This window comes from Arthrobacter sp. NPDC093125, from assembly GCF_044754225.1.
Lineage (GTDB): Bacteria > Actinomycetota > Actinomycetes > Actinomycetales > Micrococcaceae > Arthrobacter.
Genome location: NZ_JBIVOQ010000012.1, coordinates 69,578 through 81,592 on the forward strand (window position 1 = coordinate 69,578; position 12,015 = coordinate 81,592).

Here is a 12,015-nt window from a genome sequence, read left to right on the forward strand (position 1 = left end):
TGCACGCCAGGGCTTCCGGGCCTCCAGCTTTGGTTTATCCATTTGTTGCATCCGGGCAGCCAACCTAGTGTTGGCCCGATGAGCACGCTGAAACAGGAGACCTCAGCCGGAGAATCTTGGGCGCGGAAGTTCGGACGGACCACGGCCGAAAGACTGCGGCGTGCCCTTGCGGCGCCGCGCCTCCAGCTGGCAGCCAAGGCAGGGCTGGCCGCGGGCGTGGCGTTCCTCATCGCCCCGCACATGCCCGGGGCTGCAGCCAAGTACGCCTACTACGCGCCCCTCGGCGCCCTCGTGGTGATGTACGAAAACGTCGCCGGCTCCATGCGACAAGGCCTCCAGACGCTTGTGGGCCTCGCCGCAGGAATCGGGCTGGCCTTCCTGCTGCTCAGCTTCGGCGCTACTCCGCTGTCGGTTGGCCTGGTGATGGCCCTCGGCGTGCTGCTGGCCGGGCTCCCCCGGCTGCGGGCCGGCCGGGACTGGATTCCGACGGCGGCGCTGCTGGTGCTGCTGGTAGGCGGTAGCAATCCCGACGATTTCTCGTACGGCTACCTGTTCCAAATGGGCGTCGGGGTCGCCGTGGGAGTCGCCGTCAATCTGCTCGTTTTCCCGCCCCTCCACTTCAATGCGGCGGCCCTCAGCCTGGCCGAGCTGCGGCTTGCCCTGGCCAGGCAGCTGACGGACATGGGGGCGGCAGTCCACGAGAAGTGGCCGCCGGAGCACGAGGACTGGTCCCTCCGGTCTGACGAACTGGCAAGGTCGGCCAGGTCTGTCCGCGCCGCCGTGCAGCGGGCAGACGCAAGCCGCGAGGCAAACCCGCGGCGGCGCTTCCACCCCCGCGACGTGGATCTGGACTACCGCAACCTCCGCGACCTGGAACGCATCACGTTCTACATCCAGGACATGACCGAGGTCCTCGCCGAGGTCATCTGGAACAAGGACCTGCCCTTCACCATCCCGATCGCCCACAGTGAGCCGCTCGCCAAGGCGCTCACCGCCGTCGGAGAGGTTCTGCGCGCCGCGGAAGAGGAGGACTCAGTGCGGCGGGATGAACTGAAGCAGGCAGCGCACCGGGCCGTCGACGCCCTGAGGGCACGCATCCTGGAGGACGACACCGACACCGGTGCGCCCAGCGCCGCGGAATCCATCCTGCTCAGCCTCCACAGGATTTTGCGCGTGACCCGGGCGGAGGATAGCTAGAGGGCGCTGACGGATCCGCTGAAATACTTGCGGCCGGAGCTCCGGTTCCAGGCCACGTAGTCCGACTTCAGCCAGGCGTCGCCCTCGCCCTGCACGGTAGAGATCTCCAGCGCCACGCGCGCCGGGAGGTACACCGGCGCGTCGAAGGAGACATCCCAGCGGAACGAGTCGCCCCTGGCTGCCCCGACATCCGCGAGCGCGCGGGACGCCAGATACATGCCATGGGCGATTGACCGCCGCAGCCCCAGGGCCTTGGCGGACAACACACTGAGGTGGATGGGATTGAAGTCCCCGGAGACTGCCGCGTACGCACGCCCGGTGTCGACTCCCAGCTGCCAGACCGCCGTCGGGTCCGGCGCCTTGAAGTCCCCTGCCCGGACCTCAGCCGATGCTTTATCTATCCCGGGAAGAAAGACCCCCTTCGCAAGGTACGTCGAAACGCCGCGCCAGCGTACGGCGCCGTCCCCTGATCCGCGGATTTCGGCCAGGACGTCCAGCTGCGTTCCCGCCCGGTGGGCACGCAGCCCCTCCGCGCGGGCCGTGATGTCCAAAGGCTCGGTGAACCGCGCCGGGATGAACTGCTCCACTACGTTCCGGAGGTGGATCATGCCAAGCAGCGGCAACGGAAAGTCGTCCCGGTTCAGAACGCTCATTGCCACTGGGAACGCCATGGCGTGCAGAAACCCTGCGGGAAGCACATCGCTCGCCGTCTCACCGACCAGGTGCTGGTACGCGGTCAGGTTTTCGACGTCGGCCCGCACCTCCCGCACTTCGTGGCTCACGGCAGGCAGGGCGGCACCGGCCGGGGAGCCAAGAATCCGACGGCGCGCCGCCCCTGCCGCCGCATTTACATACAGCTTGGACAGCGACGGCATCTCGCCCAGGATGACGGGCTGGGCCATGCTCATGCGCCCACCAGGTTTTGACCGCACACCCTGAGCACCTGTCCGGAGATGCCTCCGGCGGCATCGCTGGCGAGGAACGCGATGGCTTCGGCAACGTCTTCCGGGCGCCCGCCCTGCTGGAGCGAGTTGAGCCGCCGCGCGATCTCCCGTGGAGCAAACGGCATGCGGGCCGTCATCTCCGTCTCAATGAAACCCGGAGCCACAGCATTGATGGAGCCGCCATATTCTGCAAGCAGAGGGGCCGTGGCGCGGACCATGCCGATCACACCGGCCTTGGAGGCCGCGTAGTTCGTCTGGCCGCGGTTGCCCGCAATGCCGCTGGTGGACGCCACGGAAACGATTCTTGGAGCAGAGCGGAAGTGGCCGGAGGCCAGTAAGGCTTCATTGATCCGCAGCTGGGCCTCAAGGTTCACGCCGATAACGGAACTCCACCGCCCGTGATCCATGTTGACCAGCAGCTTGTCCCGGGTTATGCCCGCGTTGTGCACCATGATGTCCAGCCGTCCGTGCCGGCTGACGGCGTGGTCAATGATCCGCTGGCCGGCGTCCTCCCGCGTGACATCGAGCTGGAGCGCTGTGCCCCGGATCCCGTTGGCGACCTCGGCCAGATGGTCTCCCGCGGCGGGAATGTCCACAGCCACCACCGTTGCTCCGTCCCGGTGCAGCGTTCGTGCAATTGACGCCCCGATGCCGCGGGCGGCGCCCGTGACGACGGCAACCTTCCCCGTGAGCGGCGCGTCCGGCACGGCGGGGAGGCTTCCCGACGGCGACCCGACCCGCAGGAACTGTCCATCGACGAAGGCCGAGCGGCCCGAGAGGAAGAACCGGAGCGCACCCAGCACGGAGGGAGCCGTGGCGCTGACGCCCTCGGTAAGGACGATGCCGTTGCCCGTGGCTCCGGCCCACAGTTCCTTGGCCACGGAGCGGAGCAGCCCGTCAACCCCTTGGCGGGCAGCAGCAGCGGCCGGCCGGCCGCCGTCGGGTGCGCGGGAAATGGTGACCACCCGCCCGTTCGGTGCCAGCTCCCGCAGGGCGGGTCCCGCGGTGAGCACCGGCTGTTCAAGATCGGCGGGCGATTGGAGATCGTCCAAGACCAGCACGATGGCCCCCACCCGCTCCTTGGCCACAGCATGCCGGCGGACCTCCACGTCCCAGTCCAGGAGCTCCCCGGCGAGGTCGTCCGCTCCTGCACTCGCCCCTATGACCAGCACCGGACCGGCAGGGAGGGGCTGGCGGGGTTCGTAGCGCCGGAGCGCGGCCGGCTGCGGGAGCCCAAGCTTCTTCGCGACGTCCCTGCCCGGACCCTTGCTGACCAGCCGCGTATATGTATCCGTCATCGGAATCCCCTAGCGTGCTTCCAACAGTGCGGCAACACCCTGTCCGCCGGCAGCGCAGACGGAAATGAGGCCGAGCGCGGGCCGCCCGTTGTCGGCGCCCTTCTCATGCAGCATCTTGGCCAGGGTCGCCACAATGCGCCCGCCGGTGGCGGCGAACGGGTGCCCGGCCGCGAGGGAGGAGCCGTGGACGTTGAGCCGGGAGCGGTCTACCTTGCCGAACGCACCGACCAGGCCAAGCCGTGTGCGTCCGAAGTCCTCGTCCTCCCATGCGGCGAGTGTGCTCAGGACGGTTCCGGCAAAGGCCTCGTGGATTTCAAAGTAGTCGATGTCGTCCAGGGTCAGGCCGTTGCGTGCGAGCAGGCGCGGCACTGCGAACGCCGGGGCCATCAGCAGGCCGTCCTTACCATGGACGAAGTCCACTGCCGCAGCTTCACCATCCACGATGGCAGCGAGCTTGGGCAGACCATGGGTGTCAGCCCACTCCTCTGAAGCCAGCAGAACGGTTGAGGCTCCGTCGGTCAGCGGGGTGGAGTTGCCTGCTGTCATGGTCGCTTCCGAGCCGAGGTTGCGGCCGAAGACAGGCTTCAGGGTGGCCAGCTTCTCAAGGCTGGTGTCCGGCCGAAGGTTCGAGTCCTTGCTCAGCCCGCGGTAGGGGGTGAGGAGGTCATCGAAGAATCCGGACTCGTAGGCGGCGGCGAGATTGCGGTGGCTGTTGTAGGCCACTTCGTCCTGCGCCTCGCGGGTGATCTTCCACTGCGCAGTGGTCAGAGCCTGGTGCTCTCCCATGGACAGGCCTGTCCGGGGTTCACCGGTGCTGGGAGCGTCGGGGGCGAGGTCCTTGGGGCGCAGCCTCGCGAGAACCTGCAGCCGCTGCGGCAGGGTTTTGGCACGGCTCAGGTCCAGCAGTATTTCCCGCAGGCCCTCGCTCACGGCGATGGGCGCATCGGACGCGGAATCGACACCCCCGGCGATGGCCGAGTCGATCTGCCCGAGCCTGACCTTGTTGGCCAGGCTCAGCACCGCTTCGAGCCCTGTGGCGCATGCCTGCTGCAGGTCATAGGCGGGGGTCTCGGCAGAGAGCGCCGACCCGAGGACCACTTCACGGGTCAGGTTGAAGTCCCGTGAGTGCTTCAGCACCGCGCCTGCGGCAACTTCTCCGATCCGCTCATCCTGCAGCCCGAAGCGGGCCACCAGGCCGTCGAGGGCGGCCGTGAGCATGTCCTGGTTCGACGACTTTGTGTAGGCGCCGCCCGTGCGCGCAAAGGGGATCCTGTTGCCGCCCACCACGACGGCCGAACGCAGGTTCCGGCCGGATGAGGCTACAGCTTCGCTGGTTCCATTCAATGACTGTCCCTCAGTGGACATGCGAGTCTCCTTTGTTCCGCTTGGGTTATCGATACCCAGCGTACCTGATACGCTGGGTATCGTGAACAACCCCCCGCCTCCCGGCGATTCCCAACCCGTATCCGCTGCAGTCGACGGCCGGGCTTCCAGGTGGCAGTCCCACCGTGAGGAGCGCCGCAGGGAGCTCATCAAAGCTGCCCGCCGGGCGGTCCACCTGCTTGGCAGCGATGCCTCGATGGAGGACATCGCCGCGGCCGCCGGGACCTCGAAGTCCGTTTTCTACCGGTACTTTGGGGACAAAGCCGGCCTTCAGCAGGCTGTGGGCGACGTGGTGTTGAACCAGATGCAGCGGCGGATCCAGGAAGCGGCGCAGGCGGCCCAGACCCCACGCGAGGGCCTTTTCGCCATGGTCTCGGCGTATCTGCAGATGGCCGAGACCAGCCCCAATGTCTATACGTTCGTCACCCGCTACTCAGCAGCGGACCCCGACGGCAGTCAGAGCATCGCCACGGCAGGGGCACTGGGCCACTTTTTCGATTCCATCGCGGACATGATCGCCCGTCCCATGCGCACCCACCTCGGCCCGGGCAAGGAGGCTGTGATCGGCTACTGGCCCAATGCCGCGATCGGGCTTGTCCGCAACGCGGGTGAACAATGGCTGGCCAGCCCGGACTCCCCCGGGAAGCCTGACCAGGAAACGATGGCACGCCAGATCACGGCATGGCTGTGCGTGGGCATCGCACCCGAGCTCAACGACGTCCCATAAACCCACATTTGTCAGACCCAACGAAGGAAGCGATATGACTGAAGTAGCGGACCGCCCCTCTGACACCACCGCTGGCACAGCCGACGGAGGCCAGCCCGCCGTCGACGTGGCGGCGCTTGGTGAGCAGCTGCTGGGGAAATGGGCGGACATCCGGCGCCAGGCGCGGGAACTTGCTGCGCACCCCGAGCTGCACAAGATCGAGGGCCTCACGCACACCGAACACCGGCAGCGCACGTTCGGGCAGCTCCGCTACCTCGTGGACAACGGCGGCGTGCACCGCGCCTTCCCGGCGGACCTGGGCGGTTCGGATGACCACGGCGGCAACATTGCAGGCTTCGAGGAATTGGTCACCGCCGACCCGTCCCTCCAAATCAAGGCCGGCGTGCAGTGGGGGCTCTTTGGTTCGGCCGTGATGCACCTCGGCACCGGCGGGCACCACCGGAAGTGGCTGCCCGGCATCATGAACCTGGATATCCCCGGCTGCTTTGCCATGACGGAGACGGGACACGGATCGGACGTGGCGAGTATCGCCACTACTGCCACGTACGACGCCGGCACCCAGGAATTCGTGATCAACACGCCTTTCCGTGGGGCCTGGAAGGACTACATCGGCAACGCCGCCGTCGACGGCCTGGCTGCCGTGGTGTTCGCGCAGCTCGTCACCCGCGGCGTGAACCACGGGGTCCACGCGTTCTATGTGGACCTGCGCGACCCCGACACCAAGGAGTTCCTGCCCGGGATCGGCGGCGAGGACGACGGCGTCAAAGGCGGCCTGAACGGGATCGACAACGGCCGCCTGCACTTCAGCAATGTCAGGATCCCCCGCAGCAACCTGCTCAACCGCTACGGCGACGTGGATGCCGACGGACATTACAGCTCGCCCATCGCCAGCCCGGGCCGGCGCTTTTTCACGATGCTCGGCACCCTCGTCCAAGGCAGGGTCAGCCTCGACGGCGCCGCCGTCGCCGCCTCGAAGCTGGCCCTGAAGACTGCCATTACCTATGCCACCGAGCGCCGCCAGTTCAACTCATCCTCCCTGACCGAGGAAGAGGTGCTCCTTGACTACCAGAGGCACCAGCGCCGCCTGTTCACGCGCCTGGCCACCACGTACGCCGCCGCGTTCGCCCACGAGCAGCTGCTGCAAAGGTTCGATGACGTGTTCTCCGGCGCGGACTGCACCGACGCGGACCGGCAAGATCTGGAGACCCTCGCCGCAGCCCTCAAGCCGCTGAGCACATGGCACGCGCTGGACACCCTGCAGGAGTGCCGCGAGGCGTGCGGCGGCGCCGGCTTCCTGATCGAGAACCGCTTCGCCTCGCTCCGCGCCGACCTGGACGTCTACGTCACCTTCGAAGGGGACAACACGGTACTGCTTCAGCTGGTGGCCAAGCGGCTGCTGGCTGACTACGCCAGGGAATTCCGCAACGTCAACTTCGGGGTCCTGGCGCGCTATGTCGTCAACCAGGCGGCGGGCACCGCCATCCACCGGACCGGCCTGCGGGGCGTCGCCCAGTTCGTGGCGGACACCGGACTGCCGCAGAAGGCGGCAATCGCACTGCGGGATGAGGAGAGCCAGCGTGCCCTGCTCACCGACCGGGTGCAGACCATGGTTGCCGAGGCCGCCACTTCCCTGAGGGGTGCCAACAGGCTTCCCCAGCGCGAGGCTGCCGCCGTCTTCAACCGGCACCAGAACGAGCTCATCGATGCGGCGCAGGCGCACGCGGAGCTGCTGCAGTGGGAAGCGTTTACCGAGGCCCTGGCGCAGGTCGGGGATCCGGGGACGAAGACGGTGCTCACGTGGCTCAGGGATCTCTTCGGGCTCTCCCTGATCGAGAAGAACCTGTCCTGGTACCTGATGAACGGCCGGCTTTCCATGCAGCGGGCACGGGCCGTGGGCGGCTACATCGACAGGCTACTGGTCAAGATCCGGCCGCACGCCCTGGATCTGGTCGACGCCTTCGGTTACGGTCCGGAGCACCTGCGGGCTGCCATCGCCACCGGGGCCGAAAAACTCCGGCAAGACGAGGCGCGCGGGTTCTACCGCGTCCAGCGGGCCAGCGGCAGCGCCCCGATCGACGAAAAGTCAGCTTAAACCCCGACGGCGGTGCTCCCCACCGTGGGGAGCGCCGCCGTCGGGCGTTAATGTCGGGCGTTAATGCAGCAGCCCGCTTCAGCTGCTGCTATTTGAGCACTGAGCGGTAGACGTCGAGGGTGGTCTCGGTAATGGACTCCCACGAGAAGTGCTCCTCGGCGCGCCGCCTGCCGGCCTCACCCATGGCGCGGGCGCGCTGGGGGTCGGAGACCACTTCAGTGAGGGCAGCGGCAAAGTCAGTGACGAACTTCTCCGGATCCAGCGGCGTGCCGGTCCCGTCGGTCACCTGTTCGAGGTCCACGAGCAGTCCGGTGTCGCCGTGCTGCACCACCTCGGGGATGCCGCCGGTGGCGCTGGCCACGACGGCGGCGCCGCACGCCATGGCTTCCAGGTTCACGATGCCCAGCGGTTCGTAGATGGACGGGCACGCGAATGCAGTGGCGTGGCTGAGGACCTGGATGAGTTCGTTGCGGGGCAGCATCCGCTCAATGAGGACAACACCGCTGCGCTGGCTTTGCAGCTCCTCGATCAGCCGCGCGGTTTCGGCGGCGAGCTCGGGGGTGTCAGCGGCCCCGAGGCACAGCACCAGCTGCACGTCGGCAGGAAGCTTTGCGGCAGCGCGCAGGAGGTAGGGAACGCCCTTCTGCCGCGTGTTCCGTCCCACGAACACCACGCTGGGCAGCTCAGGGTCGATGCCGAGGGAGCGGACAACGTCGTCGTTCTCGTCCCGGTTCCACAGGCTGACGTCGATGCCGTTGTGCACCACCTTGACCTTGGCCGGATCGACCTCGGGGTAGCTGCGCAGGATGTCCTGGCGCATGCCCTCTGACACGGCGATGATGGCGGCCGCCGCCTCGTAGGCGGTCTTCTCCACCCAGGAGGACAGCGCGTAGCCACCGCCGAGCTGCTCGGCCTTCCACGGGCGGAGCGGTTCCAGGCTGTGCGCGCTCAGCACATGCGGGATGCTGTGCAGCAGCGAGGCCAGGTGTCCGGCCATGTTGGCGTACCAGGTATGCGAATGGACCAAGTCGGCGCCTTCGACGTCAGGCACGATTCGCAGATCCACGCCGAGCGTCTGGACTGCCGCGTTCGCTGACCCGAGATCCTCCGGAACGGAGTAGGAGGTCACGTTCGCCCCGTGGTAGTCGGCATCCCTCGCTGCACCAAAGGCACGCACCTGCAGGTCGACGTGCTGGGCCAGGACACGGCTCAGCTCGGCTACGTGGACACCTGCACCGCCGTAGATCTCCGGCGGGAACTCTTTAGTCACAATGTCTATTCGCATGATGCCCAAGGTAGTCCTTGACGCTTATCTGTTCTAGTGTGAAGAAGTCCGGGCGTGCCGGACTGTTGGGGAGTTTACGAAGGTGTACAGGGAGCGACTACTATGCCGTTGACTAAGAAAGTATTGGCGATTGTCCTGGCTGGCGGGGAGGGCAACCGCCTGATGCCGCTGACGGCGGACAGGGCCAAACCAGCCGTGCCGTTTGCGGGGAGTTACCGGCTGATCGATTTCGCCCTCTCCAACCTCGTGAACTCCCGCTATCTGCAGATCGTGGTCCTGACGCAGTACAAGTCCCACAGCCTTGACCGCCACATCTCCGAGACCTGGCGCATGTCCACCCAGCTCGGCAACTACGTCGCCTCCGTTCCCGCGCAGCAGCGCGTGGGCAAGAGCTGGTTCCTGGGCAGCGCCAACGCCATCTACCAGTCGCTGAACCTGATCCACGACGCCAACCCGGACATCGTCGTCGTGGTCGGCGCCGACCACGTGTACCGGATGGACTTCGCCCAGATGGTGGAGCAGCACGTCCTCAGCGGCTCCAAGGCCACCGTTGCCGCCGTCCGCCAGCCCCTGAACATGGCCAACCAGTTCGGCGTCATCGAGGTGGATCAGGAGGATCCGAAGAAAATCGCGGCGTTCGTGGAAAAGCCCGCGTCAACGCCGGGACTCGCAGCCGACCCGAGCCAGTTCCTGGCATCCATGGGCAACTATGTCTTCAACGCGGATGCCCTGGTGGACGCGCTGCATGTCGACGCCGAACGCCTGGACACCAAACACGACATGGGCGGGGACATCATCCCCTACTTCGTGAACCGCGGTGAGGCCGGCGTCTACGACTTCACGCTCAACGACATCCCCGGGTCCACCGAACGTGATCGCACCTACTGGCGTGACGTCGGCACCATCGATTCGTTCTACGACGCCCACATGGACCTGATCTCGCCGCTGCCGGTGTTCAACCTGTACAACTCCGAGTGGCCCATCTACACCCGCCAGAGCATCGCCCCGCCGGCCAAGTTCGTCCGCGGCGACAACAATACTGTGGGGACCGCCCTTGATTCGATCGTTGCCAGCGGCGTGGTCATCTCCGGCGGCATCGTCGAGGGCTCCGTGCTGTCCAACGACGTGTACGTCGGAACTGCCAGCCGCGTCATTGACTCCGTGCTGATGGACAAGGTGCAGATCGGTGAGGGTGCCGTGGTACGGCGCGCCATCATCGACAAGAACGTGCGCGTCCCGGCCGGTGCAGCCATCGGCCTTGACCCGGAGCTGGACCGCGCCCGCGGCTTCAAGGTCACCGATTCGGGCATCACAGTGCTCTCCAAGGGGCAGTCGGTTCCGGAACCGGACGACGCCGAGCGGAAGCTGTCCGCGGCCAACCTCCACCTTGTTCCGGACGCCGTGAAGGCTGCCACCGAGAACTGGCCTGAGGTCCGCAGTTCCGTCGAGCACGTGGGCAAGGTCCAGGCGGCCGCCGTCGGCGTGGACTCCCCGTCGCGGTAGCCGCCGCGCACCTGCGCTGACCTGCCCTCCCCGGCACGCACTGAGGCAGGCCCGAATCCCAACAGGCTGTAAAATTTGATCAATGAGCTCCTCCGATCTGACGCCTGAAGAGATTCAGGCCTGCCTCAAGGTTTTGAACACCATCCACGTCTACGACGAGGAGCACCCTGACTACGTCTCGGTGCGACGCGCCACCGGGAAGATGTTCAAGGCCGTCAAGCGCCACCGCCGGGTGACCAAGCGCGACCTCATCGCAGATGCTGACCGGGCCGTGCTCGCCCAGACGGCGACGGCGGCCCCGGACCGGATTGACGACGAAACCCGCGGCAACAAACTCGCCCCCTCGGCGACCGGCAAGGTGGCCGGCCACCTCATCAGGTCCCGGCCGTGCTACATCTGCAAGCAGCACTACACCCAGGTAGACGCCTTCTACCACCAGCTCTGCCCGGAGTGCGCGGCGTTCAGCCACACCAAGCGGGACGCCCGCACCGACCTCGCCGGCCGCCGCGCCCTGCTCACCGGCGGCCGCGCCAAGATCGGCATGTACATCGCCCTCCGGCTGCTTCGGGACGGCGCACACACCACCATCACCACGCGCTTCCCGAAGGACGCCGTCCGCCGCTTCGCCGCGATGGAGGACAGTGCTGACTGGCTGCACCGGCTGAAGATCGTGGGAATCGACCTGCGCGACCCGTCCCAGGTCATGGCGCTCACCGACGACCTCAACGCCGCCGGACCCCTGGACATCATCATCAACAATGCGGCGCAGACCGTCCGCCGCTCGGGCAATGCCTACAAGCCGCTGGTGGACGCCGAGGACGAGCCGCTTCCCGCCGCTCTCCAGGCCGGCAACGGAGGCCCCGAGCTGGTCACCTTCGGCCACGCCCATGACAAGCACCCGCTTGCCCTCGCCAGCAGCGTGACCGAACACCCGGTGCTGGCAGGCGACGCCGTCACCTCGCTTGCCCTGTCCACCGGCTCCGCGTCCCTGGAACGCATTGCCTCCGGTACCGCCATCGACGCCGGCGGGCTGGTGCCCGACCTCGCCAGCATCAACAGCTGGACGCAGGTGCTGGACGAGGTTGACCCGCTGGAAATGCTGGAAGTGCAGCTCTGCAACGTGACGGCGCCCTTCCTGCTGGTCAGCAGGCTGCGCGACGCCATGAGGCGCTCCACCGCGCGCCGCAAGTACATCGTGAACGTCTCTGCGATGGAGGGCCAGTTCTCCCGCGCCTACAAGGGTCCTGGCCACCCGCACACCAACATGGCCAAGGCCGCCCTGAACATGATGACCAGGACCAGCGCCAAGGAAATGCTGGACACCGACGGCATCCTCATGACGGCCGTGGACACCGGCTGGATCACGGACGAACGCCCGCACTACACCAAGGTCCGGCTCATGGAGGAAGGCTTCCACGCGCCGCTGGACCTCGTGGACGGGGCCGCCCGCGTGTACGATCCGATCGTCATGGGCGAAAACGGCGAGGACCAGTACGGCGTGTTCCTCAAGGACTACAAGCCGAGCCCCTGGTAACAGGGTCACCGGTGCAAGTTTCACTGGCAACAGTACGAACTGCGGGCTCCCG

At 66.8% G+C, this 12,015-nt stretch carries 9 protein-coding genes; 5 read left to right on the top strand and 4 right to left on the bottom strand.

The window, feature by feature from the left end:
* Positions 1 to 78: 78 nt before the first annotated feature.
* A complete protein-coding gene (locus ACIP9X_RS17705) occupies positions 79 to 1,197 on the top strand; it encodes an aromatic acid exporter family protein (RefSeq protein WP_400481066.1) in 1,119 nt (372 codons plus the stop codon).
* Here ACIP9X_RS17705 and ACIP9X_RS17710 read toward each other — a convergent pair.
* The 3 genes from ACIP9X_RS17710 to ACIP9X_RS17720 are packed head-to-tail and all read right to left on the bottom strand — an operon-like array spanning position 1,194 to position 4,804.
* A complete protein-coding gene (locus tag ACIP9X_RS17710; RefSeq protein WP_400481067.1) occupies positions 1,194 to 2,105 on the bottom strand; it encodes a MaoC/PaaZ C-terminal domain-containing protein in 912 nt (303 codons plus the stop codon). The two genes, ACIP9X_RS17705 and ACIP9X_RS17710, sit on opposite strands and share 4 nt — an antisense overlap.
* Positions 2,102 to 3,439 carry a 3-oxoacyl-ACP reductase gene (locus ACIP9X_RS17715; RefSeq protein WP_400481068.1) on the bottom strand — a complete coding sequence of 446 codons (1,338 nt, stop codon included), beginning with the start codon at positions 3,437 to 3,439 and terminating at the stop codon, positions 2,102 to 2,104. The genes ACIP9X_RS17710 and ACIP9X_RS17715 overlap by 4 nt, the downstream gene beginning before the upstream one ends.
* 9 nt (positions 3,440 to 3,448) lie before the next feature.
* Positions 3,449 to 4,804: an acetyl-CoA C-acetyltransferase gene (locus ACIP9X_RS17720; RefSeq protein ID WP_400481069.1), complete on the bottom strand. Its 1,356-nt coding sequence runs from the start codon at positions 4,802 to 4,804 to the stop codon at positions 3,449 to 3,451.
* A gap of 61 nt (positions 4,805 to 4,865) precedes the next feature.
* On the opposite strand from ACIP9X_RS17720, the gene ACIP9X_RS17725 reads away from it, so the two are divergent.
* Together ACIP9X_RS17725 and ACIP9X_RS17730 are read left to right on the top strand one after the other, a co-directional pair.
* Positions 4,866 to 5,549, top strand: a complete 684-nt coding sequence (locus tag ACIP9X_RS17725; protein WP_400481070.1) for a TetR/AcrR family transcriptional regulator — start codon at positions 4,866 to 4,868, stop codon at positions 5,547 to 5,549.
* 34 nt (positions 5,550 to 5,583) lie between these two features.
* Positions 5,584 to 7,641, top strand: coding sequence for an acyl-CoA dehydrogenase (locus ACIP9X_RS17730; RefSeq protein WP_400481071.1), 2,058 nt, complete (start codon positions 5,584 to 5,586; stop codon positions 7,639 to 7,641).
* Positions 7,642 to 7,729: 88 nt separating this feature from the next.
* On the opposite strand, the gene glgA is transcribed toward ACIP9X_RS17730, so the two are convergent.
* Positions 7,730 to 8,926 carry a glycogen synthase gene (gene glgA / locus ACIP9X_RS17735; protein ID WP_400481072.1) on the bottom strand — a complete coding sequence of 399 codons (1,197 nt, stop codon included), beginning with the start codon at positions 8,924 to 8,926 and terminating at the stop codon, positions 7,730 to 7,732.
* A gap of 102 nt (positions 8,927 to 9,028) precedes the next feature.
* Between glgA and glgC the strand changes: the two genes are divergently transcribed.
* Both glgC and ACIP9X_RS17745 read left to right on the top strand, forming a co-directional pair.
* Positions 9,029 to 10,429: a glucose-1-phosphate adenylyltransferase gene (glgC, locus tag ACIP9X_RS17740; RefSeq protein ID WP_400481073.1), complete on the top strand. Its 1,401-nt coding sequence runs from the start codon at positions 9,029 to 9,031 to the stop codon at positions 10,427 to 10,429.
* Positions 10,430 to 10,511: 82 nt separating this feature from the next.
* Positions 10,512 to 11,963 (top strand): SDR family NAD(P)-dependent oxidoreductase, encoded by a 1,452-nt coding sequence (locus tag ACIP9X_RS17745; protein WP_400481074.1) that lies wholly within the window; start codon positions 10,512 to 10,514, stop codon positions 11,961 to 11,963.
* Positions 11,964 to 12,015 lie beyond the last annotated feature (52 nt).

Bases quoted from the DNA above. Each gene is read 5' to 3' on its own strand.
- glgC (WP_400481073.1), top strand. From the start codon at position 9,029: ATGCCGTTGACTAAGAAAGTATTGGCGATTGTCCTGGCTGGCGGGGAG.
- ACIP9X_RS17730 (WP_400481071.1), top strand. From the start codon at position 5,584: ATGACTGAAGTAGCGGACCGCCCCTCTGACACCACCGCTGGCACAGCC.
- ACIP9X_RS17705 (WP_400481066.1), top strand. From the start codon at position 79: ATGAGCACGCTGAAACAGGAGACCTCAGCCGGAGAATCTTGGGCGCGG.
- ACIP9X_RS17745 (WP_400481074.1), top strand. From the start codon at position 10,512: ATGAGCTCCTCCGATCTGACGCCTGAAGAGATTCAGGCCTGCCTCAAG.
- ACIP9X_RS17720 (WP_400481069.1), bottom strand. From the start codon at position 4,804: ATGTCCACTGAGGGACAGTCATTGAATGGAACCAGCGAAGCTGTAGCC.
- ACIP9X_RS17710 (WP_400481067.1), bottom strand. From the start codon at position 2,105: ATGAGCATGGCCCAGCCCGTCATCCTGGGCGAGATGCCGTCGCTGTCC.
- glgA (WP_400481072.1), bottom strand. From the start codon at position 8,926: ATGCGAATAGACATTGTGACTAAAGAGTTCCCGCCGGAGATCTACGGC.
- ACIP9X_RS17715 (WP_400481068.1), bottom strand. From the start codon at position 3,439: ATGACGGATACATATACGCGGCTGGTCAGCAAGGGTCCGGGCAGGGAC.